This window comes from Chryseobacterium sp. (assembly GCF_008014695.1).
Classification (GTDB): domain Bacteria; phylum Bacteroidota; class Bacteroidia; order Flavobacteriales; family Weeksellaceae; genus Kaistella.
Window position 1 is genome coordinate 112,669 of record NZ_VOXE01000003.1, and the last position, 26,432, is coordinate 139,100.

The window sequence follows — 26,432 nt, forward strand, 5'->3', positions numbered from 1 at the left end:
ATTTAAACCACGGCTGAAGTAGCTTGCGTCCCCAAAAGTGTGCCCTGGGTATTTCCGTACACAAAAACTGACACCATGTCGCCTAATTTCTGGCCTACCTGTTTATCAAAAACACAGACGGCGTTCTGGGAATTCCTGCCTTTCCACTGGTTTTCATTTTTTCTGGAAGTGCCTTCAATAAGGATTTCGTGGCTTCTGCCTACATAACCCTCCATTCTTTTCCGGGAAAGTTCGCCCTGCAGCGCGATTACTTCGGCTAATCTTCTCTGTTTCACATCGGCCGGAATATCATCTTCCATTTTTTTATGGGCCGGAGTTCCGGGTCTTTCAGAATAGGCAAACATATAACCGTAATCATATTCCACTTCTCTCATTAAAGATAAGGTGAGCTGATGATCTTCTTCGGTTTCGCCACAAAATCCGATGATCATATCCTGGGAAAATGAAATATCAGGAACCAGTTCTTTGGCTTTACTGATCAAACTGAGGTATTCCTCGCGCGTATGTTGTCTGTTCATTTTTTCGAGCATCGTATTGCTTCCGCTTTGCACAGGAAGGTGAATGTATTTGCAGATATTGGCGTGTTCTGCCATTACTTTAAACACCTCTGTCGTCATATCATGCGGATTCGATGTTGAAAAACGGATGCGCATCTCTGGAACCGCAACAGCAACCATTTCAAGGAGTTTTGCAAAACTCACTGCGGTAAGTTTCTGCATTTCCGTGGCGTTTTTAAAATCTTTTTTCGCACCGCCACCGTACCATAGATACGAATCTACGTTCTGTCCGAGAAGTGTAATTTCTTTGTAACCACTGTTCCACAATCCTTTACATTCTTCAATAATCGAATGTGGATCGCGGCTTCGCTCCCGGCCGCGCGTAAAAGGAACCACGCAGAATGTGCACATATTGTCGCAGCCACGCGTGATCGTTACAAAAGCAGTAACGCCGTTTCCGCCCAAACGGACAGGATTGATGTCAGCATAAGTTTCTTCCTTCGAAAGAATAACGTTGATGGCATCTCTTCCGTCGTCGGTTTCTTTTAATAAATTCGGCAAATCTCTGTACGCATCTGGACCAACCACGAGATCCACAAGCTGTTCTTCTTCAAGAAATTTTGTTTTGAGTCGTTCGGCCATGCATCCGAGTACTCCAACAGTAAGGTTGGGTCTTTCTTTTTTCAGATTTTTAAATTGGGAAAGCCTCATCCTTACAGTCTGTTCTGCTTTTTCGCGGATTGAGCAGGTATTTAAAAGAATAAGATCTGCTTCTTCCGGCTTTAACGTCGTGTTGTAGCCCTGTTCGTTAAGGATGGACGCCACGATTTCGGAATCGGAGAAATTCATCTGGCAGCCGTAGCTTTCCAGAAAAAGTTTTTTGGAATTGGCGGGTTTCTCTGCGATGGCAAAGGCTTCACCCTGTTTGGTCTCGTCTATATATTTGTCCTGCACGCTGTAAGTTTTTATGGGTGATTAAGCGAAATAATTTAATAAAATCACCGCAATTTTTAAAGTGCAAAGATAAGAATTTTTATGACAGAATGGCAGGCAACGGAAGAGAGTCTTAGGGTATTGGTATGGCAATTGGAAATCTAAATTTTGCCCTGATAGGATAGTCGTGAATTCTGGCAGGTTCCACCTTAGTTTTTTTGATTGTCCGTTTTATTGCACCTAAAATCATTTCATCAAATTCTTTCAGTCCCGAACTCTCCACCATTTCCAGATTTTCCAATTCCCCTAACTGGTTAATATAAAACGTCGTCTGAATTTTTAATGTGCCTTTGCCTTTAAATCCAAAATCAGAAAAATCAATCTTTTTTACAACTTCCTTACGAAAATTTTCAATATCAAATGTAGAAGGTTTCATGTAATCTGTAAGCACATAATCCTTTTTGTAATTTTCAAATAGGTCATCGGGATAAAGTAATATTCGTGCAATGGAGGCGGTTGGTTTTCCATCAATTTTCGCAGGAATCCATTTATCCATATCTTTTATCACTTCTTTTGTCATCTCGTAAGAACATTTGTTATCCTGTGAAGAAAAGTTCTCTATCATTTCAGCTGAATTATCGGGTTTTATCAATACGAAAGCAACATAAAATTCCTTTTTGTCCTCACATGGTTTAATTTTTTTTTCGAGAAGAATTTTATGAAAGTCTTTGTAAAATTCCGGAAAGCCACCAATATAGCAGTGCTGATCCCTCGGGAAAAAAGGTTCACCATATGCTTTTTGTGCATTGAAAAACGCAGAAATCAAACAAAATAACAGCAGGTATTTTTTCATCTCTCTTTTAGAATAGACTTATTTTGGACTTGAGGGTGTTAAATATCAAAATTATCGGTACGGAAATTTATTTTCTGGCGGATTTTAGAATCTACAGGAACGCCACTGCAGCTCGCCGGAATCCAGGTCGGATAAATTTTCTTCATCACCAGTTCCAGATCACGGTAAAGCAAGTTGCTGTTCGGAACCTCTGGTTTGAGAATAAAATTCTGAAGCTTTCCTTCCTTGTCAACGAACATAATCAGTTCAAAAATTCCGTTAACCGAATACACGCCGCTGTCAAGATAACTCTTCATGTTTTTGAAAAGGGATTCTTTGAAGACATTTTCGCCACCCGAAAACTGGGCATAAATGGGATTTTCACATTTCAGCCGGTAAAACTCAGCGGCATTGTTTAAATCAAAAGACACCGAAATCCTGCCGAACTCTTTAACATTTTCTGAAATTTCACTGTCCTCAATAAGGTTTTGGGCGGAAGTAAAACCAAAAGCAAAAATCAGAAGTAGAAATATATTTTTCATGTTTTGAATTTTGATTAAAATTAGCATTTTTTTTGATTACCAAATAACAGAGGAAGCGTTTAATCACCGTGATCAAAATGATCCGAAGTAAAAGTAACGTTCAACACATATTTTGATTCAACCGGTTGCCCGTTTCTTGAGGCGGGCTTCCACTTCTTTTTTATTCTTTTCACGGCAAACATCATGTCCTCAATAAACATTTCACTGTTCTGTACTTTGGGCAAAATCTGCAGGTTTTTGATTTTTCCGTTCACGTCAATGTCGAAAATAAAATGAAAAAGGCCGTTCGCCGCATACTGCTTCATGTCAATATACCCATTCACCATCTTATGAAATTCGGCTTTGAAGGCTTCATCCCCACCGGGAAATTCTGCCTTTTCCGTGTAGCCAGTTCCGGACTGTTTGCCGGCCGACGCAGTCTGACCAAACGCCAGAGCAGCGGAAAAAAACAGCAAAATAAAAAGTTTTTTCATTATCGGTTATTTTAAATGACTTCAATCTGGTTTCGAAGAAGATCCTCGAATTCATCGCGCTTCCGGATCAGATGTGCTTTTCCGTCCAGAAAAAGAACTTCAGCCGGTTTCAGGCGTGAATTAAAGTTGGAACTCATCTCGAATCCGTACGCTCCGGCATTTCTGAAGACTAAAACATCGCCTTCACGAACTTCATTTAGCTTTCTGTCCCACGCAAAAGTATCCGTTTCGCAGATATTTCCGACCACCGTATAGATTCTTTCAGCACCTTTCGGATTCGAAAGGTTTTCGATGGTGTGGTAAGAATCATAAAACATAGGACGGATCAGATGGTTAAAACCGGAGTTGATGCCCACAAAAACCGTAGCCGTCGTCTGTTTGATGACATTTGATTTTACGAGGAAATGCCCGCTTTTGCCAACCAGAAATTTCCCGGGTTCGAACCAGAGCTGAAACTTTTTTCCGGTTTCTTTCTGATATTCGGAAAGCGCTTTTTCCACTTTTTTTCCTAAAGTTTTCACATCGGTTTCGATGTCGCCGTCCTGATACGGTATTTTAAATCCGCTTCCCATATCCAGATATTTCAGATCCGGGAAATGTTCCGCCAGTTCAAACATAATTTCCATACCCTGCAAAAAAACATCCGGATCTTTAATTTCGCTTCCCGTGTGCATGTGAAGTCCTTCCACCAGAAGACCTGTTGATTTCATCACGCGTTCGATATGACGGAGCTGATGAATTGAAATCCCGAATTTTGAATCGATATGACCCGTCGAAATTTTATGGTTGCCGCCTGCATAAATGTGCGGATTAATTCTTACAAAAATCGGATAAGAACCACTGTATTTGTTACCGAACTGCTCCAGGATGGAAATATTGTCTATATTGATGTGAACTTTAAGCGCCATCGCCTCCTCAATTTCAGCCAGATCAACACAGTTTGGTGTAAAAAGAATTTTATCATGCGTAAAACCTGCTTTCAGCCCGAGTTTCACTTCATTGATGGAAACACAGTCGAGACTTGCGCCCAAACCCTTCACATATTTAAGAATGTTGATGTTTGTAAGCGCTTTTGCAGCATAAAAAAACCGCGTATGTTTTGCAAAGGAAGAAGTGAGTTTCTCGTACTGAAGTTTAATAGATTCAGCATCATAAATATAGACGGGTGTCCCGAACTGGTCGGCAATTTTTAGTAAATCTTTATTGGTCATGTTGAAGGCAATTTAAAGGTTAAATGGAACAGAAATGAGAGAAGTGAACAGGGGAATTGACCACATTTCAGGTTCGGGTTATACTGTCGTATCAATAAAACAGCATGCAAAAGTATAAATTTTCCCGAAACCCTATTCTGGAATGCTCTGGATTTCAAAATCTCCGCGCAAAAGGCCGAGTTTCAGATCATTCTCAATGTCCGGAGTCGGATTTTTGAGATCGATTTTCAGTTTTATTATTTTTTTCCAGGTCTGAATTTGAGTGTGCAGCTCATAAAATCCATACGCGGTGAGTTTTCCTTTTTTAATGATCAGAAAAGATTTTTCACCAAGTGTACGTCCTTCTGACAGCCACATTTCATTGCGATTTTCAAGGCTGATCTGCTGTATAAGATTTCCCAGATCAGCAAAGTGCTGCTGAGTTCCGATGAAGTTTACTGCTTTTAAACCCTGAGTAAAAGATTTAAACCTCAACAAAGGTTTTTCGTCTTTGTTATTCACGACTTTATCAACCAGATATTTCTCTTTGTTATGATAAAGACCGAACTGAAGGTTTTCCCTTTTGTGGTAACCTTTGGTTTTCATGATCAACTTGGCGAGAGTATCGTTGCCGGCCAGCTCATAATTGATCTGTTCCACTTCCTCCTGAATCTGCCTGTTTTTTTTTGATTTTGAATTGAATACCGTTTTAGAAAACCTGTTTAAATCATCAACAAAATCTGAAAAAATAATTTTTCCTTCTGCATTCTGGAAATAGATAATTCCACGCTCCACCGGTAAATCCTGGGTTAAATCGCGGACTTTGTTCAGGTAGGTTTTGGCGTTAATTTCTTCGTGGTGCTGCTGAAGGATTTCGGAGTCTTTGTCTTTAATCATCAGCAGTTTAAAAAGGTCCAAAGTAGCGCGTGCATCTCCCGACGCGCGGTGTGCGTCTACCAAAGGAATTCCCAAAGATTTCACCAGTTTTCCCAAAGAATAGCTTTCTGCTTCCGGAATGAGTTTCTGAGCCAGCGGAATGGTATCGACCGTATTAATTTTGAAATCATAGCCAAGTCTTTTAAATTCCTGGCGGAGCATGCGGTAGTCAAACTCAATATTATGGCCAACTAAAGTGGTATTTTGAGTGATTTCGATGACTCTTTTTGCAATTTCATGGAATCTTGGGGCTGTTCTCACCATTTTGGGCGAAATTTTGGTGAGTCTCTGTACGAAAGGCGTGATGTCGCTTTCCGGATTTACCAACGAAATAAACTGGTCAACAATTTGATGGCCGTCATATTTATACACTGCAATTTCAATGATGCTTTCCTTCCTGAAACCTGCTCCGTTACTTTCTATATCGATTACTGAATACATTTCTTATCATTATGGCAATTGCCCAAAAGCCAACCGCATTTTATTTTCTTCTTCCACCCAATCCCAACATTCCCAGAACAAATTTAGCACTTTCTCTGGCCAAAGTGGTCGCAAAAGTTCTTCCCGCTCTGGATTGCATGACTGTTTCAAACATTCCGGGTTCTTCTTTTACAGGTTTTGAGTTTTTGTTGGCGGGCAAATCCTGTGCCGCCTGTTCCATTCTTGAAGTTAGCATTTCATACGCAGAATCCTTATTCATCATCTTTTGATATTTTTCTACCAAAGCAGAGCGTCCGGTTAATTCCCCCACTTCCGTTTCACTCAGAACATCCATTCTTGATTCAGGTGATTTCAGATAAGTATGGACCAAAGGGGTAGGAATTCCTTTTTCATCCAACGCTGTGATAAATGCTTCACCGATACCGAGATTCTGAATGAGTTCATCGGCGTTATAATATTCTGTGATCGGATAATTTTCCACGGCTTTCGTAATTTCTTTCCGGTCATTTGCCGTAAATCCGCGGAGTGCATGCTGAATTTTCAGTCCTAACTGTGACAGCACATTTTCCGGAATATCGCCCGGAACCTGAGTAATAAAATAAATCCCGACACCTTTTGACCGGATCAGTTTTACCATCGTTTCAATCTGGTTCAGCAATGCTTTTGAAGCTTCATTGAAAATCAGATGTGCTTCATCAATAAAAAGCACCAGTTTGGGCTTCCCTGAATCACCTTCCTCGGGGAAAGTCATGTAAATTTCAGCAAACAGCGAAAGCATGAAAGTGGAAAAAAGCTGTGGCTTACTTTGAATGTTCCCAACCCTTAGAATATTCACCACTCCTTTACCGTCACGCTGATGAAGCAGATCTCCGACATCAAAACTCGGTTCTCCAAAAAACTGCGCCGCTCCCTGCTGTTCTAAAGCTACGATAGACCGGAGAATGGCTCCCAGCGAAGCCGGCGAAATGGAGCCGTAATTATTTGACAAATCCGCTTTTCCCTGAGAATTATCGGTTACATATTTCAGGACTTTTTTGAGATCTTCCAGATCAATAAGCGGCAAACCTTTGTCATCGCAATATTTAAAAATAATGGAAATGATGCTTTGCTGGATATCATTAAGTTCGAGAATTTTTGAAAGGAGAACCGGGCCGAATTCAGTAACCGTTGCTCTTAATTGTACACCTTTTTCTCCAGAAATCGTGAGAAGTTCAACCGGGAAAGCCTGGGGCACATACGGAAATTTGGTTTTCGCATACCTTTCAGAAATCACCGGATTTTCACCGCCTGGTTCGGCAATTCCGGAAAAATCTCCTTTAACATCCAAAACCAAAGACGGAATTCCTGCATGCGAAAGCTGTTCTGCAAAAACCTGCAGCGTTTTGGTCTTTCCGGTTCCGGTTGCACCGGCAATGAGGCCGTGTCGGTTAATGGTTTTGAGCGGAATCGTGATGTCAACCTCAGTAATCACCTCGCCGTCTAACATTGCTTTACCCAAAGTAATAAACTCTCCTTTTGGGATGTATTTTGAGGAAGTTTCCTGAATAAATTTCGCTTTATCTGCCATTGTGAAGGGTGATTTGAAAGGTAAAGATAAAAAATATTGCATGATTTGTGTTTTTTTTGAGTGATATACGGCATCCGAACAATACTATCTCAATTCATACTTAAATTTTTAATTTGTGGCGACTCAAAAGTATTATCTCTCGTCATATGATACTTTTCTTTAATTCATCTTTAAATGCGGTGGTTCACTGCCAATTTTTTAGTAAATTTGTTCATAATGAAAAGCACAAAAATGGACAGAAAAGAAATCTTCGAAAGAATTATTGAAGAACAGAAAAAAATAATTAACAGCCTTCAGGAGTCGGTAAACCGTTATAAATCAGCATCGGATCTTGATGAGGATGACACCTCGGATCCTGACGATTATGCACGTCAAACCGAAGCCAAGGACATGCAGCTCCGCTTTGAAAAAATGCTGAGTGAAGCCACGAAGAATTTAAACTTTCTGGACAGTGAAAAAGAAATGTCGCACACCGAAATTGAAAACGGAAGCTTGGTGGAAACCGATAAAAACTACCTTTATATCGGCATCTCGGTTCCCGCCTTTAAAGTACAGGATAAGGAAGTGATTTCCTTTTCAGAAGACGCTCCGGTATTTAAAGAAATCAAAGGAAAAAAAGCCGGAGATCAGGTAAAAATCGGTGAGAACTCTTTCAAAATAATAAATATTCAGTAATATGAAAATAATCAGCGGTCACTTTTTAATGGGTGTTCTACTCATGTGTTCGGTGTTTTACCGTGCGCAGGAAAAGTTCGAAGCTGTAGAAATTAAGTCCAACGCCGATTATATCCACTCGAAAACTAAAGTCATTTTCCCCAAAATCCTGCATGGATTTAAGAGAAGCCGTATAGTTGGATATGACCAGAAGCACACCAATATAGGCAGTACTTATAAATTGAAAATTGATAAAAAGCTCACCACAGTAAGTCTTTACATTTATCCTGCAGAAATTTCAAATGATAATTTACGGGACCAGTTCTTGGCGTTTAACACTGTTGTAAACAGAAACGCTACAAATGAGGAGGCGCTGAAACCAGAGTTTGTTAAAATAAAATCCGAAACCGTTTTTTAAATGGCATTAAAGCAGTATTCGATTATAATCTGATCGTTCCAGATTTTATGAAAGGCCAGAAAGAACAGTTTAACAAGTCGCTTTTTTCTCTTTACGACTGTGGCAAATGGAATATTAAAATCAGAATTACAAGTGAGAATCAGGATGAAGCACGTCTTCTTCAACTTGAAAAATTATTTTTAGCTTCCTTCAATCCTGTTAAAATTGCAGAAGATCATAAGATAACCGGTGAAACAGGGCCAAACATCATTATTTCTAAAACTGCCCAAAGTGACAGTCTGATGCTGAAAGCCACAATCGCAGAAGCGTACGCAAAAATAGAATGGCTAAACAAGAATAAACCGGTACCTGAACTTTCAACAGGGTTAAGCGATTTCGAGATGGCATCTCATGAGTTTTCCGTTGCTGAGAAAATAAAGTTTTATAAAGAAAATAAAGATAAACTCGCTGGAAGTCCGGAAACGACAACATATTTCGAAAATCTTTTAAAAATAATCGACAATGGATATTTAAAAGATTTTATCTGGTCTCAAACTGGTGGAGTAGTTGATTTTCCGGAAGATATAGTAAGAAGGCAACAGTATGACGGGTTTTTAAAACAAAATAATATTCCCAAGGAGATAGATGAAGTGATGTATCGTATATATTTTTAAGATCAGTAAAAAGAAATTTCCGTGAACAAAAGAACAAAAGATAAAACTGATATAAAACATTCGTAAAATCAATTGTTTTTAACGCTTCCGGTGAAAATTTGAACTTTTAATTGTCGAAATTTGCAGGGTTAATCTAAATTTTTTGAAATGAAAATAGAACAAATATATACCGGTTGCCTTGCTCAGGGCGCTTATTACATCGTGTCGGAAGATGAAGCGGCCATTATCGATCCCCTGCGTGAGACAAAGCCTTATATCTCACGCCTTGAAAAAGACCATGTAAAACTCAAATATATTTTCGAGACCCATTTTCATGCAGATTTTGTATCCGGTCATCTGGACCTTTCTAAAAACACCGATGCTGCAATTGTTTACGGACCTACTGCAGAACCGGATTTTGAAGCGGTTATTGCAGAAGACGGCCAGATTTTTGAAATAGGAAAAATAAAGATTAAAGTTCTTCACACCCCAGGTCACACGATGGAAAGTTCCACTTTTCTTCTGATTGATGAAGACGGCAAAGAAACCGCGATTTTTTCTGGTGACACCTTATTCCTCGGCGATGTCGGCAGGCCCGATCTGGCTCAGAAATCAGCACACATGACCCAAGAGGAACTCGCCGGAATTTTATATGAAAGTTTACAGAGCAAAATTATGCCGCTCGCCGATGACATTATTGTATATCCAGCACACGGCGCCGGCTCTGCGTGTGGAAAAAACATGCAGAAAGAAACCGTGGATACGCTCGGAAATCAGAAAAGAACAAATTATGCGCTAAATCAACCCGATAAAGCATCTTTTGTAAGGGAAGTTTTAGACGGTCTTTCCCAACCACCGAAGTATTTTGGGATGAATGTTGCACTCAACAAAAGCGGTTACGAAAATTTTGAAAATGTGCTTGAAAAAGGCAATAAACCTGTTTCTGTTGAAGATTTCGAAGTTCTAGCCGAAGAAACCGGTGCGCTGATTTTAGATACCAGAAGCGCAGCTGATTTTCACAAAGGTTTTATCCCGAATTCCATCAATATAGGTTTAAAAGGCGATTTTGCGCCGTGGGTAGGTGCCATGATTGTGGACGTGAAACAGCCGATTCTGCTCGTTTCCGATCCGGGAACAGAGGAAGAAGTCATTACCCGCCTTTCAAGAGTGGGTTTCGACCATGTTTTGGGATATCTCGAAGGAAGTTTTGATTCCTGGAAAGATTCCGGCAAAGAAATCGACCGCATTGAAAGAATTTCAGCCGAAGAATTCGCACAAAAATTTAAGGAAAACACAAAAGTAGTTGATGTAAGAAAAGAGAGTGAATATGCGTCGGAACATGTAAATGAAGCTTATCAGCGACCGCTTGCAGACATTAACGAATGGGTAAATTCCCTGGATAATGAAGAACATTTCTTTATTCACTGTGCTGGAGGCTACCGAAGCATGATTGCCGCAAGTATTCTGAATTCCCGCGGCATCAGAAACTTTACCGAAATTGAAGGTGGTTTCAACAAAATAAAAGAAACCGGAGTTCCCAGAAGTAATTTTCTGTGTCAAAGCAAGACCTTAAAATCATGAAAATAAACAGTTCCATCATGCTTCTTGTTTTTTCAGTCGCGGTTTCCTGTACAGCGTCGGCTCCGGCTGTAGAAGACAGCCGTGCTGAAATAAAAGAAATGGTCAAAAATAACAGCGCCACCTTGATTGATGTGCGTATTCCGGAACAGTTTAATGAAAACAGCATTCCGAATGCCGTCAATATTCCGTTGGCTGATCTGGCCTCACATCTGGATTTTTTAAAGAGCCAAAAGGAAGTAGTGGTTTTCTGCAACAAAGGAATTCAGGCGAAACAGGCCGTTGAATTTCTCAGAAAAAACGGAGTGGAAAATGTTCACGACGGAAAAACACTCGACAATATTAAAGCCATTAAAAACGAAAAATAATGAACATTCTTGATCATCTCGAGTTCTCTACCCATAAAGCGAATGTGATTGCTGTTAAAAAAAGTGACAGGATCAACTCTTTTGCAGTTGCCCTCGGCATCGGCGCGGTCCTGAAAAAGCATGTCACTCCCGTACCTACGACGTTGATTGTTCTGAAAGGTGAAATCAATTTTGTATTTGCGGACCGCGAAATGGTTTTGCGGGAATTGGATGTTTTCCAAATTCCGGTTGGCGAAGTTCATGAAGTATTTGGAGTTCTGGAACAGAACCTTTTTCTGATAACGCAGGAGTTATAAATAAACATACTGATGAAAAACCTGCTTAACAATTGGATGTATAATGCGGTCATCAACCTCACGGTCGGGATTTTATTTATTTTTATTGCGGACAAACAAGTTTGGTGGATGTACTTTTTTGGGTTGTTTTTTATTTTCAGAGCCATATTTAACATTGTAGGTTCTTCACAAAACGATGCGATTCCACTAAATAAAGACAAATCTCAGAATTAAAATTTTAAAAATATGTCACAGAAATTTCAGGAATTGATCCAGTCTGAACGGCCGGTTTTGGTGGATTTTTTTGCAACTTGGTGCGGCCCGTGCAAAGTGCAGTCGTCTGTACTTACAACGGTGAAGGAAAACATAGGAGATTTGGCAAGAATTGTCAAGATTGATGTAGATCAGTTTCCCGCAATCGCTTCGGAATACGGTGTCCGCGGTGTTCCCACTTTGGCGGTTTTCAAAAACGGTGAACTGCTCTGGAAAGAAACCGGCGTTCACGATGTACACACGCTGACCGGCCTGCTTAAAAGTTTTGCTTAAGTTTTTTCACTCCATAATTAAATGAAACTTATCCCGGTCATCCAAAAAACGGAATTTTTCGCGGAAGTTCGTCAGTCTCTGGACGTTGAATTCTGCCGTGATAATATTATTCTCTTTTTCTGAGACTTTAGTCCCGTCAGCAAAAAAACAACAGGAACTTTCCGCATAACGGAGTCCGTTTCCATCGGTTCCAATCCTGTTTAATCCAAAAACATAACACTGGTTTTCAATAGCGCGCGCCTTCAGAAGCGAAGTCCACGCGTCAACACGCGTTTCGGGCCAGTTGGCTACATAAATAATGGCGTCATAATCATCTTCACTTCTGGAAAAAACAGGGAATCTGAGATCATAACATACCTGAAGCAGAATTCTCCAGCCCTCAAATTCAACAATTACCCTTTCATTTCCTTTAGAATAAATCCTGTCTTCACCGGAATAGGAAAAAAGATGTCTTTTGTCGTATTGATGATATTTCCCATCAGGTTCAACAAAATAAAAACGGTTGAAAAATTTTCCGTTTTCAGAGACTGAAACACTTCCGCAAACAGCTGTGTTCCTTTTTTTTGAAAAATCCTTCATCCACAAAAGGGTTTCTTTATTCCGGTCCGCAATTTCCTCAGCATCCATGCAGAAACCGGTCGAAAACATTTCGGGGAGGATGAATAAATCGGTTTCAACAACTGCAAACTCAGAACTGATTTTTTCGAAATTCTTTTCTCTGTTTTTCCAGCTAATGTCAAGATTAAGTCCTGAAACTCGTAAATTTTTCATAAAAATTGAAGATTGGTGGGCTTTGATCATACGAAATTACGGAAAATGTACGTTACTAAGTTTGTTACACATCTATTGATTATTAAAAATTAAAAAAATGAAGAAACTATTTTTCGCTTTCTCTATTTTATTTGCCGGCAGCATGCTTTCAGCACAGGCTTGGACCGGAAAAGGCGACCAGAAAGTTCAGGCAGGTTTAAATGCGTGGGGTTACGGAACCGGGCTTACCGGCACTTATGATTACGGACTCTCGAATCTGGTATCAGTCGGTGCAGGTCTTAACATTTATTTCGACGGGTACCGCAATAATGATATCGACAATAATATTTTTGCCTTTGGAAGGGTTAATTTTCACCTTCAGGATGCACTGCAGCTCCCGGAAAAGTGGGATGTTTATCCCGGAGTTGATCTGGGCGTTCTCGGCAGGGATTTCGGAATCGGCGTGCACATCGGAGCCCGGTACTTTTTTACCGAAAAATGGGGTGCTTTTGCAGAAGTCGGCAACAACGGCAGTTTAGGCGTTTCTTTTAATTTTTAAAGGATTTAAAATCAGACAGAAGGTTCTCGAATTGAGGACCTTTTTTATTTGGCATGCTTTTGATAATTCGTATCTTCGCAAATCTTTAATTTTAAACAGAATAAATGACATTCATTCAATTATTTCAATTCATCCTCAGCATATCAATTTTGGTGGTTCTGCATGAATTAGGACATTTTATACCGGCCAAATATTTCAAGACCAGGGTTGAAAAATTCTATCTCTTTTTCGATCCGTGGTTTTCGATCGCTAAGAAGAAAATCGGTGGTACCGAATACGGAATCGGCTGGCTTCCTTTTGGCGGCTATGTAAAAATCGCCGGAATGGTGGACGAAAGCATGGACACCGAACAGCTTAAAAAACCGGCAGAGCCTTGGGAATTCCGCAGCAAACCGGCGTGGCAGCGACTCATCATCATGATGGGCGGTGTTACTGTAAACTTTTTTCTGGCGTGGATCATCTATTCCTCTTTAAGTTATTTTAAAGGCGAAACTTTCCACGATAATACAAAATTCACAGACGGAATTTCAGTAAGTGATGCCGGACGGAAAATGGGTCTCCAAACGGGCGATAAAATCCTCCGTATTGACGGAAAACCGGCCGAAAGAATGGAAACTTCCACCATCAACATGCTTTTTGCCGATGAGGTAACTGTTGAAAGAAACGGAAAAGAAGTCACCTTCCCGATCAACGAAAACGGTGTTGCCGATGTATTGGCAGAGAACGAGGCGAAACTGTATTTCTCTCACCGTTACCCAACAGTTATCGACAGCCTTGTTCCGACAGGTACAGCAAAGGCTGCCGGAATTTTAAGAGGCGATAAAATTGTTGGAATCAACGGCAAACCTATCCGCTACTTTGATGAACTTACTGCACAACTGCCTCAATACAAAAATAAGAATATCACACTTGACATCTTGCGAAATAATGTTCCCCGGCAAATAGTCTTGAAAGCTGACGCTGCGGGAAAAATCGGTTTCTCACCGGACCAAAAGGTAGCGCTAAATGAATTCGACAAATCAGAGGTTACAAAAAATTATACCGTATTAGAAGCAATTCCAAGAGGTTTGACCAGAACCGTTGATGTGTTGACGATGCAGATTAAACAGTTTAAAATCGTCTTCAACACTACGACGAAAGGTTATAAAAAAGTGGGGGGCCCGATCGCCATCATCAAACAAATGCCGACAACCATTGATTGGGAGCGTTTCTGGAGCTTCACGGCCATGTTTTCGGTATGGCTGGCTTTCCTTAACCTGATTCCGATTCCGGGATTAGATGGCGGACATGTCGTGTTTACATTATGGGAAATGATTACCGGCAAGCCGGTTCCACAGAAAGTCCTGGAAAACGCTCAGATGATTGGCGTTGTTTTCCTGCTTGGACTGATGGTTCTGATCTTCGGAAATGATATTTTAAAATGGGTAACAGGAAAATTTTAAAAATTTTCAGAAAATACTTTGGCGGGAGTAAAAAAGTTTTTATATTTGCAGACGCTTAAAGCGAAAGACAACACTCCTCTTTAGCTCAGTTGGTTAGAGCATCTGACTGTTAATCAGAGGGTCCTTGGTTCGAGCCCAAGAAGAGGAGCAATGTTAATCAAGCACTTACAGTAAATGTAGGTGCTTTTTTCTTTTACGCATTAATACAAAAATTAACACAAATATTGTTATCGAACATGTAATCGATTGAGGAACAGCTAATTGTGTAATTAATTGGTTTTCAATGCTTTAGAGTTGATATATGTTTTTGTTTTTTTTTAATCTTTTTTAAAATGTCACCATTTTCACCACTTTCACCACTATTATTAACAAAAGACTTCTATAAAGGATGTAATCTTTGATTGTCAGCGCGTTACCCTTCGTAAAAAAATCTACCTATTAGGTTTAAATGTTTTCTTACTTCATCCTTTTTGGAAAGTTGATGGTGTATGATTGTACTCATTTTTAAGTAAACTTTTTAGATTAGTGTTCTTCGATACCATAAAAGCGGAAATTTCCGCTTTTATAATATCACCATTGGTGATATTTAGAATTAGCTCAGGTTGAAATACCGCTGTACAATTTGTGCAACCCTCACCCTAAGTGTGAACGGCAAACGAATGGCTTACCATTCCTTAATCAGACCCGCGATATAATGAGATATTATTGTGTCTTGATTGAACTTCGATAATTCCACTTAGCTTTATTTCAATAAATATCAATATGTTTGTAAAAACTAGTAAACCAATGGGTAAAGTAGCAACTACAATTGAGGATCAAATTAAACGCCTGGAGGAAAGGGGAATGAACTTAGATATGCCAAATGAAAAAATAAAGGAAGTTTTATTAGATATTGGATACTACAGATTAGGCTTTTATTGGCATCCCTTCGAAGTTGACACCTCAGCCAAAGAAAGAATCCATAATTTCCGAGATGGGACAAAATTCTCAACAATACTCGAGTTATACTATTTGGATGTAGATCTTAGACATCTGCTCATAAGGTTTATAAATAGAATTGAGGTGAACTTTAGGACGAAATTAGTTTATTATGTCTCAAATAAATTTCGAAGTAGCCCCACATGGTTTGTAGATCCAAAAGTTATGTCAAGGGATTTTATTGCAAATTTCGACAGTTACTACAGTGATGACTTTAAAAAAACAAAAGTTTTAAAATTGCACCACAAACGGAACATAAATGATAAATACGCACCAGCTTGGAAAACCTTAGAATATTTTACATTCGGCACTAATTTAAAAATTTACAAATGTCTTTTAGATAAAGAAATTCAGGAAAGAATTTCAAAATTATACAATGTTAATGATACTACGAAATTTATCAAGATTTTGGAAACTATAGTATTTGTACGAAACTATTGTGCCCACAGCGGAGTAATGTTCGACCTTAGAAATACATATGGGATACCTATTTTACCGGACTATAATTTCAATAATAATGACCGACATTGCCTTGATTCTTGCATGAAGGTTATCATCTTTATTCTTAGTCAAATATCTCCTAATAGATCATCAGAACTTATTGATTCTTTGGAAAATTTATTATTACTTTATAGTAAAAAAGACTCAACAATAAATGACATCATAGAAAAGAAAATAAATTTTATTTATAGTAAAACTTAAAAAAAAGTTTTTTCGTGTAGAAATAATTTCTACCTTTGCAGAACAAAAGTGTCCCACTATTCATTTATGCTTTAGTGCTGCACTATAAAAAAATGATTTTAACCTCAGTTTTTCTGAGGTTTTTTATTTGTGCATGCCTAAATATTTGTAGTGATCATTTTATTGTTCAAAAAGGTAAAATCCACATTTATGCTGCTGCTCCTTTATAGCCACACCGCACTCGACTAATACATCTACTGAAAGATTGATAATATTTCGGTCCGCCGGGAATTTGGCCATAAGCTCGGAATAATCCAACAAAATTTCTTTGGAAGGTGTAGACCTATTATTATATAAATACATTAATAAAGGATCTTCCTCGATTGATGTAAAAAATTCTTCGTGATTCATTTCTATATTATTTTATTTCGTTAATCTCTAATATAATGAAATCAAATCATTTTTGCAATTTTTCATTGCCTTTTTGTAATTGACAATGCTACCGCTTGCGTTGTGCTGGACGTTACGAGCGTCGGATAAGACTAATTTTTAAATAGCAAGAGAAAAATAAACATCTTGGTAATACTACTATTTTCCCAAAAAATGACCCACATACCCCAAAATTGGTGTATGAAAATTGTCCGTTTTTCAAAAAGATATGAAATACTCTCGGCTTAATCTGAATTCCGATATTATAAAAGTGCAAATCTGCAGGTTTACGAAATTGCAAGCTGTTTTAAACCACATATAGATCAGGGGAAAACTTTCTACAATTGGTATAATAGACTTTTTGATATGATTGTCAAAAACTTGCTAAGTTTCGGTAAATGCGAGAATTGTCGTTTTTATGTGACCGTCCTTATTTCATCTACTCATTTTTGAGTAAAACTTGACTCGGATAACGACTCTTTTTAGAAGTGGGATTTTACCACTACTGAAAATAAGTAGGAAAAATCTTATCGCAGTGCGATCTTCCGTGCCAGGACTCCTAATGCGTCTTTCTTCGCCTTTCGGCGGGCAGCGGAGACTCCCACATCTTCACCGCCCTTTTGCTCTTTGGAAGCGTTCTTTTCGTGCAGATACCGGTAGATGTGTTCAATCGGGATCGCATCCAATATTTTAAAAGAAGAAGTTTTCATAAATTATTTGGTTTTGATATAAGCGATGGCCTGCCGGATCTTTTCTTTTTTTGACAGTTTCTTTTCTTCCACGCCTGCAAGCGTTGTTTTACATAATTTAACTTTAAGATGATCCGGCAGCCTCGCTAAAAATTCCTTTGCTATGATGTAATCAGGATTCATGGCTAATATATTGATTAATGTAAAGTTAATAAAAAAAACCGCTCTCATTTAGCGGCTTAATTATTTCCAAGAACCTTGATTTACAATCCCAGTTTATTGATATGCAAAAACTCGTTTATCTCTCTGAATACATAGCTGAGGTTATCGTACTGCATAAAAACTTTATTTTGTTGCTGATCATTTAATTTTCTGAAGTCCTTACTCTTCACGTAAACGCGGAACCAATTAAAATAACTGAGATCAATCGAACTACCTTCCAGGTCTTGAAAGTTAGAACTGAAATCAGATAATGTCTTTATTAAATTTTCTAATTTGCTGCGGTCCATCGCCTCTATTATTTCATGATCAGATATAAATTCTGTATTTTCCATTTTAAATATTTTTGTGGTGGTATTTTGTTGACTTGATTTCTTTATTCAGCAGTTGAATGAAGGAGTTTTCCCTTTTGAAGTTCTCTGATTTCACCTTCTACATTAAAGAATGGCTGCAGGTTAGTTACAGTGAGTTCTGCAAGATTGTTTATTTCAAAACTAATTAGCCTAATTTCTTCCATAGCTGCCTTGTGATACTCTAGTTCGCGGCTGTCATCCGTGAGACTTTGATCTTCCAAATTATCAACGTTTGTTACTATTGTTTTGCTCAGTCTGTCTATCGTTTTTAACAGCAGTTCAATTTGATTTACTTTGGATTCGGAAAACTGCTGTGTTAAATTTTCTGTATTTGCGTTTGTGGTAGGGTATTGCATAATATTACATATTAAAGATTATTTTACTACTGCAATGAAGTTTTCGACCTTGAAAGATCGGAAGGCGGCCGCCTCCAGGTCCCAATAATTGAAGACTTTTGGAGTTTGTACTCCATTACCCTTCACAAACTGTGCGACGTTCTTTAAGGTACCGTAGGCCTTTCGTAAGGTGCCATCTTTCTTTTCATAGGTGAAACAAACCTCTTCTTTGGTTGCCATTTCTTTAGACAGCCGATATAATTGCCAAGCTTTGGATAAACATACTGCGAACGCTTTACCGGTGCCGCTCATGATTTCGTATGCTCTTAAAAATACTTGTGATCTGAAAGTTTTCATAATATTGGGGTTTATTGATTATACTAAATTGAAATATTTTGCTTTTGGCTCGTTGCACAGACTTTTAATCATGCTTTTGTCATCTTCGTTTAGGGCTGCAAGAATCTTTTTAAGTTTGGAATTAAGATTGCACCAAAATCGGTAAGTTCTTGAGTCATCACAATACTGATAATTAAGATCCATTGCGTTAATGTTGCGGGCGATCTTTTCTGCTCTTTTAATGCTAATTGTTTCCATAATTAATATTTGTTTGTTGTAATTAGATATGCAAATATATACTTCTAATTACATGTTATGCAAATAAAATGTAATAATTTTTACATGTTTTAGCGCAAGTCATTGATTTTTAGAGGAAAAACTTTTAAATTTGTTTCATATAATCTTAATTATATATATTTGCATATATGATTAACTACAATTACATAAAACAAAGGTTAAAGGCCAAAGGCTTTAAACTTTCAGAAGTTGCTAAACTGCTAGGGGTACAGTATCAGACGTTAAATAAAAACTTGCATGCTGGATCTCTCGAAACCGTGAAGAAAATTTCCGACGCTACGGGTCTTCATTTTATGGAACTACTCACGCCGCCGGAAGGCTACATGCATTCTGATGATCCAATGACGAATGAATGGTCAGGAGTAATAAAAAAATGAATTAATATGGAGTACTTTAAATTGCTGTTCAAAAATTTTCACTCAAAAACATTTGTGGAAAAACACTTTAGTTCCGAGGAGCAGAAAATAATAAGAGACATTAAAAAAACTGCTAACAATGGACCTTTCATAGATAGTGACATTTCCACATTACTCCATCTTCAGCTTAAGAACGTACCTACGAGTGACGAGGAGTTAGATAAATATGTTTTTATTGCTATAAAAGGAATTGGCAAAGGAAACAGAGAAAATATTGTGGAGCTACTCAAAAAGAAGAGGTCCAGCGATTAAGTAGGTACTAAAAAAGGCTGCTGGAATCTTCCGGCAGCCCAAATAAACCAGCGTAATATGATCAAACGCTAATTGTAATTCCTCTTCCAATATCATTCATTATGTTCTGAAGTCGGATTGTAGATAAACTGATATTACCCTGCATATCTACTTTAAATAGATTGGGGATAAACAATTCATCAAACTTGTTGTAATGCCGCAGTAACTGCGCATCCTTCATTTCTCTAAAGGAATCCATCATCTGATTGACCATCGCAAAAAATTTCTTTTTTTCCGGCGTATCTGCGTAAACGTAGCATGCATCAATTTGTATCTGTTCTTTACTCGCAATAAACTTTCCATCAGTAAATTCAAATTTGAAAGGTTGCCACTTTACCGCTGAACTCATGTGCATCGCATACAACGGCTCCGGATTGATTCCGAGTGCATTGAGATTAAAATGATCATCTGCATTAGGAAACGGATATTTAACTTTTAATTCGTCCTGAATAACACAGATGGCATTGCTTTGAAGTTCTTTGATCTTTTCTTCCGGTAGCTTTCCAATCACCGAAATAACATTCGATACAAACTCATTTAGTGCCTTTTCTGCTTCGCGAATCTGATCCTCTGTCTGGCGCAATTGAAATTCATTTACATACATGAGTTCAGACTGTCTGTTTAACTCTTTTTTAATACTGTACTTTTCCATCATTTTTTAATTTAATTTATATTCATTTTTTAATTTATTGATAAGCGTTTCGAAATCTTGTTCAGACATTTCATCCAGGATATTTCCAAACTCTACGGCCTTAAGACTTGGTAGGAAAAACTTCGTCATTTCGAATAGATATTTAAACCGATCCTTTGCGTCTAGCGAATCAAAGTCTTCTTGCAGCCGGTCTAGGTTCTTTTCTACAAAGTCTATAAATGTTTCCCGGATCGATTCCGTTTTTTTGTTTTTACTCCCTTTAGGCCTGCCATTGGGATTGCCGGAAATACCTTTGGTATAAGTGCCATCATTATTTCTCATTTCGTGTTGTTTTCGTGTTGTTTTCAGGTTGTAATTCCTTTTTGGTAGCATCAGAAAGCCTGTCAAAAATTACTTCACCAATCAATGACATTTCGAAAATCTCATTTTTCGCATCTTCAGATAATGACTGCAGAAATAATTCATTTTCAATATCCATATCTAACAATTTCTGTTTCTTCATAATATCTATAATCTGTTTCTCTCTAACTGTTTGCATCTTTAAAAGTTTTTAGGTTAAATTTTTTCTTAACATCGGCATCATAAAATAGTGGCATTTCCTTTTTTGATCCTGATCGATCCGCCATCAGAAATTCGGCTTCAGAAATTTGTTGTTCGTTTCTGAAGTACATCATACCGCCTTCGGAATACATGGAATAATATTTCACTTCAAGCTTGATCAGCTTTTCGATTTTCGATTTTCTTGTTTCCATTGTGTTTATGTTATTTATTGGATTTAATAATTTGCATATTGTATCTTGGATCATCTTGTTTCTTTATGGTTGGAAGTCGTTGTTTTGGTCGTATGGGTCAAATGGTCCAGGGCCGACCGGCGTAATATTTTCAATTATTCGGTATTGAATTTCATCAGTCGTTTCGGTGCCGTTTGAGACTTTTATCAAATGTTGGCCATATAATAAATCAACGTTTGCCTCGTACTCGAATGTGATTTGGCTTCCGGTAATAATGAACGGCCACGAAACATCATCAATAAATAATTCGAAGGTCTGTCCGGTTGGATCAGTATTAATGATGAGAATGTTTTCAGTAATCAAGTCTCCCTGATTTGTTCCGATTATTTTCCTTTTTGATAAATTACTCTGGAAAACAATAGACATTTCGATCGGACCTGGCGGCGTTATCGTTTCAGGTGATATATTTGCTTCGATAAGTTCCGCTGTCATCAATTCCCCGGACTTAAAAACGATCCGGTTAATTATAAAGTAGCCCTCCAGTTGAGATACATATATCCTCCTTTTAAAATCAAAGTTTGCAAATTCGATAAGAGGAATTTTAAAGACAGCTTCTATTATCTTGGCATTACGTAAGATCTTAGAAAACTCCTTGTACCTGTTATTGACAACCGTTTGGAAATTATAAGCCTCATTATTCGCTAGGATCGCCTTATTTGTACTTACAGTATTGGAGCCTCCCATGATGTCAAAATTCGAAGCTGTTGTTTCCTGGGTTCCAGTAATTAAAAACATCCGCCCGGACTGAGCTTGGTATCGTTCCACAAAAACACCGTCTTTTTGCTCCACCGTCCGTTTCCACAGATGATACTGTTGTGATAGTAGGTCCGTTCCGCCTAATATGAAGCCTATGGAGTTCACGGGGGTGTTGTAGAGCGTGCTTTTGATGATATCCTTGTTGGTGTCAAGGTTCACATTTTGAACTGGAATAAGGCCGTCTTTATTAAAGTCCTCGGGTTCTGCATATTTATACCGAAGCCAATTATTTTGCCCGTACTTTCCAATAATTAAAGTAGTTCGCCCACTTCTGTCGAAAAATCGGGACCAGTCAGTCGCTTCGTTTTCGATGATTTCAGTCAGCGTAATGAAATCGTATGTATTTCCAGTCTTGATCGGAATGGATGCAGACTGATAAATTATTTCCTTTAAAAAATCGGTGATCTTATAGTTCTGGAATGATTTGTTTCCGGAAACATCTATGGCTTTTCGGGTGATTTTTAACGTCGCAATCAAAGCATCCTGATCATTTGAGCCAATTATTTTAAGAATATCATGCGATCTTAAATAAATTTCGGGTGAGGTATGATTTATAGTAGAAAACCCAGAACCAGGTTGAAAATATGAATAATTACCTATCGAAATAGTAATACCGCTTACCGTGCCAAATGAACCAAAAACACCATTAACTTCAATAACGTATGTTCCATCCTCCTCAATGGTATAAGTTATCTCACTTACTTTTTTCGGAATGCTATAATTTTGCTCAAAAACAATTTTGTCGTTAGTTTCTTCAATTTCGTTAGCGTCAGAAAAAGTGATAAATGTGTCATCCAAAAATGAAGGAAGCACCACATTAACATCATACTTCGTATTAATTTTATCTACCAAGTATGAAAGGCGGTAACTCGGAACCAGATAATCAGCAAACACAGTGTTTGCACTCGGAATTTTCCCACCATAATCCGCCAGTAAATAAAGGAACTTGGCTGAAGGTGTTAATCCTAATTCCCATTGTTCTTTTATGAGCAGCGCAGATTTAGGATAAGCTGTATCTTCAAGATCCAGATCGGCAAGCGTGTTATTTTCCACAACCTTCCAAATCTCTTTGCTCTCAGAAATTAAACTTACCGAATAATATTGGTCTTCAAACTCTTTTACCTGAACGAAAGCATCCTTCATTATTAAAATACCACTTACATAAACATCGGCATAGGACCTTTTATAAGGGAATTGAGAATCAGTGAATCCCAACCCCTCAAATATCTCTTTGTTATTTGCTGTCATTGGCATTTTAAAAGTCTTTGAATAGTCAACTGCTCTAATTGAGATGTCGAAAATGTCCATTACTTGCCGGATCATTTCCATAGTACCATCGACATCAGATTTTCTCTTGTTTTGGGGCGCTGCCCCTATGTATATTTCAACCATGGTTAAATAATTTTTTGTTGGTTAATAATTCGTTTGCCATATCCCATCCGGAATAGAGCCTGCGCAGTCTGTCGTGGATCTCCGCCAAATTTTTTATAAGACAATGCATGAAATGGTGTAATCAGTTTTTCGGCTGGATAGCGCGTCCCGGTGCTAAATAAATAAACATTTCCGCTATTATGATAGATGTATCCGGAATAAGGAGAAGTTGCGCCATTCCTTCTTATTAGGGTGTATTTAGTCTTTACGCCGCCATGCGGAATATGAAAGTCATCACTAATAATATCCCATATATTCGTTCTTTGATTGTAGTCATCCCAAACTGGAATATCGAATCCGTTGCTTTTACTTGATGAAATTGCCTTTTTAGGCCTTGATATGTATTCCTCTTTATGATCATACATTTGGGAAATTTGGATTATTATATCCCGTTCCTCATTCGTGATATAAGTAATATTAAAATAAGATCGCACCGATAATTGATTCTCTTTATAAACCATTATGTAATTTCCGGTTCCGCGGGTTTCAATTACAGCGCCTTTGTAACCTTTCAACTTCGCAAGCTTTTTTCCCGAGCCTACATTCTTCGCTCTGTAAAGAAGGTGAAAACCCCCGCTCATTGTTTTGTATAGTGCAATCTTTTTATCGAAGTCTTCAATATGGTCACGCAGAGTTTGGAAGTACTCATTCTCAAAATTTTTGCATTCCGTTTTCTGCTGCTTCACAGTTTTGTACTGCTGCTGCTCATCTTTAAAAAACACCTTAGTATCTACATCGATACATTCCAAATCTCCGAATCCCGTTATCACACCAAGTGCACAATTATTCTGAATATAGGCCGCGAGCATTAAAGGATCCATCTTGGATGTGCGATAGGGAATCACTTCTTTTATCGCCGGCATTTTGTTGTCTCTTAAAGGAATCACAGAATGATGCTGCAGTAATTCCAAACCAAATTTGATTGAATCTTCCATTATTTCTTAGTTATTTGAATGCTTTGTCCATAATTCTTCTCACTAATAGTAAATCCGGCATCTTCGAGGCGCTTTTTGAAGTTTTTACGCGCTACCGGCCGATAGTTTCCATCGTTGCAAAAAATACAGTAGAGTTTATACAAGTCCATTACTGGCATATGATCATCGAGTGTTTTCTGATATCCCTCTTCCGATAAGAATAATAGCACCGAATCGCTTTCAAGCTTGTACCGGTCAATCATTGCCTTGACTTTTGGAGATTCTGTAAATCCTTTATTTGCCAGTAGCCGGTATAGTCCGTCAATAACCCAATTTAGCACTCCAGGCAGTTCACTGACAATAATGTCGTTATGTAGATTTTTATTCTGCTTATCCTCTGGAATAGTAACGTCAAAGTGAAGCACGATCCACCTTCTAAAATATCCATTCGTTAATTCTGCAATAGGTAGATCATTGCAATTGAACATCAATTTTGCATAATCAGTGATATCAAATTTGTCTTTGTAGAGAAATTTTGCTTCCACTGGTTCCCCGGATGCAAGCCCTTTGAAAATCACCGGGTCAAACCGAGTGCTGATTTCGCTGGCATAATTGAGTAACTTATATTGTATTTGGGCGCGTGAATTACCGACGCTATCGGTTAAGCTTTCCAAACTATATGAAGTAACATTTGATCTGCCAAATAGTGCCATAATAACCTCATGAATCACACTCTTGCCGTTGGCACCGGTTCCATATAGAATCATTGCTTTTTCCGGTTTAAAAAAACTATTTCCGTTCTTCAAGAAGGCACTCGCAATAAATTCCGCCAAAACCATTTGACTTTCTTTTTCTGCTAAAACCTCCTTCAGTAGCTTCGTTTTCCATATAGGACAATCAGCTCCGGGATCGTAAGGAAAATCAAGCTGATACATTTGCATATCATCCGCACTGAAAGGAAGTAATTTTGCACCGTTTTTTGTAATCTCCAAAGTCCCATTCAGTAGATTTATTAAAACGCGATCTTTATTTTGTTCAGGTAATTTAGTGAACGTATTCACGTAGAATTGCTTTAAAAGCGTCTCCTGAAACTGGTAGTATTCAGCTGTATATTTATCCACCCCCATTTTCGCGGCCGCATTCCCCAGGAATGATTGCATTTCTTTCTCTGTAACCGGTTTCCAGTAACTACCATTGTAAATGTAAATTCGGCCATCGTCCAGGGAACAGATATTCCATCCCTTATCTTTGGCGACCTCCATTATTACCGCATTAACCTCGATTAAATAATGATTTTTCTTAGGGACCATTCTCTCAAGCTTTGCGGTGATCTTTTTCAATTTATCGCGCTGTGGCTTAAACTCGTCAGAAGTATTGAAAGAGCCATCTTCATTTAAGAGTAATGCTTCAAGTTCCTTTTTTTTGGTTTGCAGGTCCGGCTCCTCTTTAAAAGAACGTTTACGAAAGTTAATTTTGGGTATATCCTTAAGCATATCCGGCAGTACAAATGAATGCGAACGGGTTGCGCCCACCTCTGTGCCGATATTGGATAGGCCGTTTAGGATTTGTTTAGATTGTGTATGCATAATTTGTAATAATTATGCAGATAGTAGTTTGATTATAAAGGAATTATAACTATATTTGTCGTAACATCGGACAATACATATTATAGCCTTCGCAAACTTTTCTCTGCGAAGGTTATTTTTTTATAGAAGGTCTCCAGATTCCCTTTACGAACTCTTCTAACTCATTTTTAAAGAAATAAAGCTTGCCCCGTTTATGGTAAGGTACTGTGCCGGCAGAAACGCGGCCATATAGTGTTTGTTCTGCAATGCCGAGATAAGCGCAAGCTTCTTCCACAGACATTGGTTTTTGAATGTAACTTCCCTGCTCCAGTAATAGGGTCGGAAGGATTTGCGCAAGTTCGTCGCGCAGAATTTCTCTCAGTTCTTGAGTGTGCTCCATTTTAGGTATATTATTATGTTATATAATGTTATATATAACCACCATTTGGAGAGTTAGAGAAATTTGTATATTTGTAGTGATTTTGTATTGCTAAAATCTTAATCACTTGAAGGAATTGGCGTTCCTTTATTTTTACAAATTCCATCGGGATCTCCTTCCGGTGGTTTTTTTATTTTATGACTCTATTGTCAGTTTTATGCTTTTGCTTTTATATTTCAAAGATAATTGATAGGTATCAAAAGTTCGGGTTGTTTTTTGTACCCTTT

General features: G+C 38.2%; 35 protein-coding genes and 1 tRNA gene. 14 read left to right on the forward strand and 22 right to left on the reverse strand.

The window, feature by feature from the left end; genetic code table 11:
- Positions 1-2: 2 nt before the first annotated feature.
- From miaB to FUA25_RS08335, 7 genes are all read right to left on the reverse strand, one after another.
- A complete protein-coding gene (miaB, locus tag FUA25_RS08305; protein WP_147756456.1) occupies positions 3-1,451 on the reverse strand; it encodes a tRNA (N6-isopentenyl adenosine(37)-C2)-methylthiotransferase MiaB in 1,449 nt (482 codons plus the stop codon).
- Positions 1,452-1,563: 112 nt separating this feature from the next.
- Positions 1,564-2,010, reverse strand: a complete 447-nt coding sequence (locus tag FUA25_RS08310; protein WP_228411677.1) for an energy transducer TonB — start codon at positions 2,008-2,010, stop codon at positions 1,564-1,566.
- 311 nt (positions 2,011-2,321) lie between these two features.
- On the reverse strand, positions 2,322-2,804 hold the full coding sequence (locus FUA25_RS08315) for a hypothetical protein (protein ID WP_147756458.1): 483 nt from the start codon (positions 2,802-2,804) through the stop codon (positions 2,322-2,324).
- A gap of 59 nt (positions 2,805-2,863) precedes the next feature.
- Positions 2,864-3,277: an energy transducer TonB gene (locus FUA25_RS08320; RefSeq protein ID WP_147756459.1), complete on the reverse strand. Its 414-nt coding sequence runs from the start codon at positions 3,275-3,277 to the stop codon at positions 2,864-2,866.
- A gap of 11 nt (positions 3,278-3,288) precedes the next feature.
- The gene (gene lysA / locus FUA25_RS08325; protein ID WP_147756460.1) at positions 3,289-4,488 is read right to left on the reverse strand and encodes a diaminopimelate decarboxylase; all 1,200 of its coding nucleotides are present in this window, start codon (positions 4,486-4,488) and stop codon (positions 3,289-3,291) included.
- 132 nt (positions 4,489-4,620) lie between these two features.
- Entirely contained in the window at positions 4,621-5,844 is a 1,224-nt protein-coding gene (locus tag FUA25_RS08330) for a PolC-type DNA polymerase III (RefSeq protein ID WP_147756461.1), read from the reverse strand.
- Positions 5,845-5,884: 40 nt separating this feature from the next.
- Complete coding sequence (locus FUA25_RS08335) at positions 5,885-7,411, reverse strand: helicase HerA-like domain-containing protein (RefSeq protein ID WP_147756946.1); 1,527 nt, start codon at positions 7,409-7,411, stop codon at positions 5,885-5,887.
- Positions 7,412-7,627: 216 nt separating this feature from the next.
- Between FUA25_RS08335 and FUA25_RS08340 the strand changes: the two genes are divergently transcribed.
- The 8 genes from FUA25_RS08340 to FUA25_RS08375 all read left to right on the forward strand — a co-directional run bounded on the left by FUA25_RS08340 (position 7,628) and on the right by FUA25_RS08375 (position 11,882).
- On the forward strand, positions 7,628-8,086 hold the full coding sequence (locus FUA25_RS08340) for a hypothetical protein (RefSeq protein ID WP_147756462.1): 459 nt from the start codon (positions 7,628-7,630) through the stop codon (positions 8,084-8,086).
- Position 8,087: 1 nt separating this feature from the next.
- Entirely contained in the window at positions 8,088-8,483 is a 396-nt protein-coding gene (locus FUA25_RS08345) for a hypothetical protein (RefSeq protein ID WP_147756463.1), read from the forward strand.
- A gap of 47 nt (positions 8,484-8,530) precedes the next feature.
- On the forward strand, positions 8,531-9,136 hold the full coding sequence (locus FUA25_RS08350) for a hypothetical protein (protein WP_147756464.1): 606 nt from the start codon (positions 8,531-8,533) through the stop codon (positions 9,134-9,136).
- Between the two features lie 147 nt (positions 9,137-9,283).
- Positions 9,284-10,696: an MBL fold metallo-hydrolase gene (locus FUA25_RS08355; RefSeq protein WP_147756465.1), complete on the forward strand. Its 1,413-nt coding sequence runs from the start codon at positions 9,284-9,286 to the stop codon at positions 10,694-10,696.
- Entirely contained in the window at positions 10,693-11,061 is a 369-nt protein-coding gene (locus tag FUA25_RS08360) for a rhodanese-like domain-containing protein (protein WP_147756466.1), read from the forward strand. The genes FUA25_RS08355 and FUA25_RS08360 overlap by 4 nt, the downstream gene beginning before the upstream one ends.
- Positions 11,061-11,357: a hypothetical protein gene (locus tag FUA25_RS08365; RefSeq protein ID WP_147756467.1), complete on the forward strand. Its 297-nt coding sequence runs from the start codon at positions 11,061-11,063 to the stop codon at positions 11,355-11,357. The genes FUA25_RS08360 and FUA25_RS08365 overlap by 1 nt, the downstream gene beginning before the upstream one ends.
- 12 nt (positions 11,358-11,369) lie before the next feature.
- Positions 11,370-11,570 carry a hypothetical protein gene (locus FUA25_RS08370; RefSeq protein WP_147756468.1) on the forward strand — a complete coding sequence of 67 codons (201 nt, stop codon included), beginning with the start codon at positions 11,370-11,372 and terminating at the stop codon, positions 11,568-11,570.
- Between the two features lie 12 nt (positions 11,571-11,582).
- On the forward strand, positions 11,583-11,882 hold the full coding sequence (locus tag FUA25_RS08375) for a thioredoxin family protein (protein WP_147756469.1): 300 nt from the start codon (positions 11,583-11,585) through the stop codon (positions 11,880-11,882).
- Positions 11,883-11,888: 6 nt separating this feature from the next.
- Here the strand turns inward: FUA25_RS08375 and FUA25_RS08380 are convergent, their stop codons facing one another.
- Complete coding sequence (locus tag FUA25_RS08380) at positions 11,889-12,653, reverse strand: amidohydrolase (protein WP_147756470.1); 765 nt, start codon at positions 12,651-12,653, stop codon at positions 11,889-11,891.
- A gap of 97 nt (positions 12,654-12,750) precedes the next feature.
- Between FUA25_RS08380 and FUA25_RS08385 the strand changes: the two genes are divergently transcribed.
- The 4 genes from FUA25_RS08385 to FUA25_RS08400 all read left to right on the forward strand — a co-directional run bounded on the left by FUA25_RS08385 (position 12,751) and on the right by FUA25_RS08400 (position 16,313).
- Positions 12,751-13,191 carry a DUF6646 family protein gene (locus tag FUA25_RS08385; RefSeq protein ID WP_147756471.1) on the forward strand — a complete coding sequence of 147 codons (441 nt, stop codon included), beginning with the start codon at positions 12,751-12,753 and terminating at the stop codon, positions 13,189-13,191.
- Positions 13,192-13,295: 104 nt separating this feature from the next.
- Positions 13,296-14,633: an RIP metalloprotease RseP gene (gene rseP, locus FUA25_RS08390; protein ID WP_147756472.1), complete on the forward strand. Its 1,338-nt coding sequence runs from the start codon at positions 13,296-13,298 to the stop codon at positions 14,631-14,633.
- A gap of 74 nt (positions 14,634-14,707) precedes the next feature.
- Positions 14,708-14,781 (forward strand) — tRNA-Asn (locus tag FUA25_RS08395).
- Between the two features lie 638 nt (positions 14,782-15,419).
- A complete protein-coding gene (locus tag FUA25_RS08400; protein WP_147756473.1) occupies positions 15,420-16,313 on the forward strand; it encodes an Abi family protein in 894 nt (297 codons plus the stop codon).
- 159 nt (positions 16,314-16,472) lie between these two features.
- Here the strand turns inward: FUA25_RS08400 and FUA25_RS08405 are convergent, their stop codons facing one another.
- From FUA25_RS08405 to FUA25_RS08425, 6 genes are all read right to left on the reverse strand, one after another.
- The gene (locus FUA25_RS08405) at positions 16,473-16,703 is read right to left on the reverse strand and encodes a hypothetical protein (protein WP_147756474.1); all 231 of its coding nucleotides are present in this window, start codon (positions 16,701-16,703) and stop codon (positions 16,473-16,475) included.
- Positions 16,704-17,248: 545 nt separating this feature from the next.
- On the reverse strand, positions 17,249-17,431 hold the full coding sequence (locus tag FUA25_RS08410) for a hypothetical protein (RefSeq protein WP_147756475.1): 183 nt from the start codon (positions 17,429-17,431) through the stop codon (positions 17,249-17,251).
- Positions 17,432-17,434: 3 nt separating this feature from the next.
- Entirely contained in the window at positions 17,435-17,593 is a 159-nt protein-coding gene (locus FUA25_RS13255) for a hypothetical protein (RefSeq protein ID WP_185146681.1), read from the reverse strand.
- Between the two features lie 80 nt (positions 17,594-17,673).
- Positions 17,674-17,964, reverse strand: a complete 291-nt coding sequence (locus FUA25_RS08415) for a hypothetical protein (RefSeq protein WP_147756476.1) — start codon at positions 17,962-17,964, stop codon at positions 17,674-17,676.
- Positions 17,965-18,005: 41 nt separating this feature from the next.
- Positions 18,006-18,338, reverse strand: coding sequence for a hypothetical protein (locus FUA25_RS08420; RefSeq protein ID WP_147756477.1), 333 nt, complete (start codon positions 18,336-18,338; stop codon positions 18,006-18,008).
- Between the two features lie 18 nt (positions 18,339-18,356).
- Positions 18,357-18,674, reverse strand: a complete 318-nt coding sequence (locus FUA25_RS08425; protein WP_147756478.1) for an SH3 beta-barrel fold-containing protein — start codon at positions 18,672-18,674, stop codon at positions 18,357-18,359.
- Positions 18,675-19,078: 404 nt separating this feature from the next.
- On the opposite strand from FUA25_RS08425, the gene FUA25_RS08435 reads away from it, so the two are divergent.
- On the forward strand, positions 19,079-19,327 hold the full coding sequence (locus tag FUA25_RS08435) for a helix-turn-helix transcriptional regulator (RefSeq protein WP_147756480.1): 249 nt from the start codon (positions 19,079-19,081) through the stop codon (positions 19,325-19,327).
- A 6-nt stretch (positions 19,328-19,333) separates the two neighbouring features.
- Positions 19,334-19,618 carry a hypothetical protein gene (locus tag FUA25_RS08440; protein ID WP_147756481.1) on the forward strand — a complete coding sequence of 95 codons (285 nt, stop codon included), beginning with the start codon at positions 19,334-19,336 and terminating at the stop codon, positions 19,616-19,618.
- Between the two features lie 61 nt (positions 19,619-19,679).
- On the opposite strand, the gene FUA25_RS08445 is transcribed toward FUA25_RS08440, so the two are convergent.
- From FUA25_RS08445 to FUA25_RS08480, 8 genes are all read right to left on the reverse strand, one after another.
- Entirely contained in the window at positions 19,680-20,312 is a 633-nt protein-coding gene (locus FUA25_RS08445; protein WP_147756482.1) for a hypothetical protein, read from the reverse strand.
- Positions 20,313-20,315: 3 nt separating this feature from the next.
- A complete protein-coding gene (locus FUA25_RS08450) occupies positions 20,316-20,630 on the reverse strand; it encodes a DUF5681 domain-containing protein (RefSeq protein WP_147756483.1) in 315 nt (104 codons plus the stop codon).
- Positions 20,620-20,847 (reverse strand): hypothetical protein, encoded by a 228-nt coding sequence (locus FUA25_RS08455; RefSeq protein WP_147756484.1) that lies wholly within the window; start codon positions 20,845-20,847, stop codon positions 20,620-20,622. The genes FUA25_RS08450 and FUA25_RS08455 overlap by 11 nt, the downstream gene beginning before the upstream one ends.
- A complete protein-coding gene (locus FUA25_RS08460) occupies positions 20,834-21,061 on the reverse strand; it encodes a hypothetical protein (protein ID WP_147756485.1) in 228 nt (75 codons plus the stop codon). Before FUA25_RS08460 ends, FUA25_RS08455 begins: the two co-directional genes overlap by 14 nt.
- Before the next feature lie 63 nt (positions 21,062-21,124).
- Complete coding sequence (locus tag FUA25_RS08465; protein WP_147756486.1) at positions 21,125-23,248, reverse strand: hypothetical protein; 2,124 nt, start codon at positions 23,246-23,248, stop codon at positions 21,125-21,127.
- Positions 23,249-23,250: 2 nt separating this feature from the next.
- Complete coding sequence (locus FUA25_RS08470) at positions 23,251-24,222, reverse strand: bifunctional DNA primase/polymerase (protein WP_147756487.1); 972 nt, start codon at positions 24,220-24,222, stop codon at positions 23,251-23,253.
- Positions 24,222-25,787, reverse strand: a complete 1,566-nt coding sequence (locus tag FUA25_RS08475; protein WP_147756488.1) for a phage/plasmid primase, P4 family — start codon at positions 25,785-25,787, stop codon at positions 24,222-24,224. The genes FUA25_RS08470 and FUA25_RS08475 overlap by 1 nt, the downstream gene beginning before the upstream one ends.
- Positions 25,788-25,899: 112 nt before the next feature.
- On the reverse strand, positions 25,900-26,166 hold the full coding sequence (locus FUA25_RS08480) for a helix-turn-helix domain-containing protein (RefSeq protein ID WP_147756489.1): 267 nt from the start codon (positions 26,164-26,166) through the stop codon (positions 25,900-25,902).
- Positions 26,167-26,432 lie beyond the last annotated feature (266 nt).

Bases quoted from the DNA above. Each gene is read 5' to 3' on its own strand.
- FUA25_RS08310 (WP_228411677.1), bottom strand. From the start codon at position 2,010: ATGACAAAAGAAGTGATAAAAGATATGGATAAATGGATTCCTGCGAAA.
- FUA25_RS08315 (WP_147756458.1), bottom strand. From the start codon at position 2,804: ATGAAAAATATATTTCTACTTCTGATTTTTGCTTTTGGTTTTACTTCC.
- FUA25_RS08320 (WP_147756459.1), bottom strand. From the start codon at position 3,277: ATGAAAAAACTTTTTATTTTGCTGTTTTTTTCCGCTGCTCTGGCGTTT.
- lysA (WP_147756460.1), bottom strand. From the start codon at position 4,488: ATGACCAATAAAGATTTACTAAAAATTGCCGACCAGTTCGGGACACCC.
- FUA25_RS08330 (WP_147756461.1), bottom strand. From the start codon at position 5,844: ATGTATTCAGTAATCGATATAGAAAGTAACGGAGCAGGTTTCAGGAAG.
- FUA25_RS08335 (WP_147756946.1), bottom strand. From the start codon at position 7,411: ATGGCAGATAAAGCGAAATTTATTCAGGAAACTTCCTCAAAATACATC.
- FUA25_RS08340 (WP_147756462.1), top strand. From the start codon at position 7,628: ATGAAAAGCACAAAAATGGACAGAAAAGAAATCTTCGAAAGAATTATT.
- FUA25_RS08345 (WP_147756463.1), top strand. From the start codon at position 8,088: ATGAAAATAATCAGCGGTCACTTTTTAATGGGTGTTCTACTCATGTGT.
- FUA25_RS08350 (WP_147756464.1), top strand. From the start codon at position 8,531: ATGAAAGGCCAGAAAGAACAGTTTAACAAGTCGCTTTTTTCTCTTTAC.
- FUA25_RS08355 (WP_147756465.1), top strand. From the start codon at position 9,284: ATGAAAATAGAACAAATATATACCGGTTGCCTTGCTCAGGGCGCTTAT.
- FUA25_RS08360 (WP_147756466.1), top strand. From the start codon at position 10,693: ATGAAAATAAACAGTTCCATCATGCTTCTTGTTTTTTCAGTCGCGGTT.
- FUA25_RS08365 (WP_147756467.1), top strand. From the start codon at position 11,061: ATGAACATTCTTGATCATCTCGAGTTCTCTACCCATAAAGCGAATGTG.
- FUA25_RS08370 (WP_147756468.1), top strand. From the start codon at position 11,370: ATGAAAAACCTGCTTAACAATTGGATGTATAATGCGGTCATCAACCTC.
- FUA25_RS08375 (WP_147756469.1), top strand. From the start codon at position 11,583: ATGTCACAGAAATTTCAGGAATTGATCCAGTCTGAACGGCCGGTTTTG.
- FUA25_RS08380 (WP_147756470.1), bottom strand. From the start codon at position 12,653: ATGAAAAATTTACGAGTTTCAGGACTTAATCTTGACATTAGCTGGAAA.
- FUA25_RS08385 (WP_147756471.1), top strand. From the start codon at position 12,751: ATGAAGAAACTATTTTTCGCTTTCTCTATTTTATTTGCCGGCAGCATG.
- rseP (WP_147756472.1), top strand. From the start codon at position 13,296: ATGACATTCATTCAATTATTTCAATTCATCCTCAGCATATCAATTTTG.
- FUA25_RS08400 (WP_147756473.1), top strand. From the start codon at position 15,420: ATGGGTAAAGTAGCAACTACAATTGAGGATCAAATTAAACGCCTGGAG.
- FUA25_RS08405 (WP_147756474.1), bottom strand. From the start codon at position 16,703: ATGAATCACGAAGAATTTTTTACATCAATCGAGGAAGATCCTTTATTA.
- FUA25_RS08410 (WP_147756475.1), bottom strand. From the start codon at position 17,431: ATGAAAACTTCTTCTTTTAAAATATTGGATGCGATCCCGATTGAACAC.
- FUA25_RS13255 (WP_185146681.1), bottom strand. From the start codon at position 17,593: ATGAATCCTGATTACATCATAGCAAAGGAATTTTTAGCGAGGCTGCCG.
- FUA25_RS08415 (WP_147756476.1), bottom strand. From the start codon at position 17,964: ATGGAAAATACAGAATTTATATCTGATCATGAAATAATAGAGGCGATG.
- FUA25_RS08420 (WP_147756477.1), bottom strand. From the start codon at position 18,338: ATGCAATACCCTACCACAAACGCAAATACAGAAAATTTAACACAGCAG.
- FUA25_RS08425 (WP_147756478.1), bottom strand. From the start codon at position 18,674: ATGAAAACTTTCAGATCACAAGTATTTTTAAGAGCATACGAAATCATG.
- FUA25_RS08435 (WP_147756480.1), top strand. From the start codon at position 19,079: ATGATTAACTACAATTACATAAAACAAAGGTTAAAGGCCAAAGGCTTT.
- FUA25_RS08440 (WP_147756481.1), top strand. From the start codon at position 19,334: ATGGAGTACTTTAAATTGCTGTTCAAAAATTTTCACTCAAAAACATTT.
- FUA25_RS08445 (WP_147756482.1), bottom strand. From the start codon at position 20,312: ATGATGGAAAAGTACAGTATTAAAAAAGAGTTAAACAGACAGTCTGAA.
- FUA25_RS08450 (WP_147756483.1), bottom strand. From the start codon at position 20,630: ATGAGAAATAATGATGGCACTTATACCAAAGGTATTTCCGGCAATCCC.
- FUA25_RS08455 (WP_147756484.1), bottom strand. From the start codon at position 20,847: ATGCAAACAGTTAGAGAGAAACAGATTATAGATATTATGAAGAAACAG.
- FUA25_RS08460 (WP_147756485.1), bottom strand. From the start codon at position 21,061: ATGGAAACAAGAAAATCGAAAATCGAAAAGCTGATCAAGCTTGAAGTG.
- FUA25_RS08465 (WP_147756486.1), bottom strand. From the start codon at position 23,248: ATGGTTGAAATATACATAGGGGCAGCGCCCCAAAACAAGAGAAAATCT.
- FUA25_RS08470 (WP_147756487.1), bottom strand. From the start codon at position 24,222: ATGGAAGATTCAATCAAATTTGGTTTGGAATTACTGCAGCATCATTCT.
- FUA25_RS08475 (WP_147756488.1), bottom strand. From the start codon at position 25,787: ATGCATACACAATCTAAACAAATCCTAAACGGCCTATCCAATATCGGC.
- FUA25_RS08480 (WP_147756489.1), bottom strand. From the start codon at position 26,166: ATGGAGCACACTCAAGAACTGAGAGAAATTCTGCGCGACGAACTTGCG.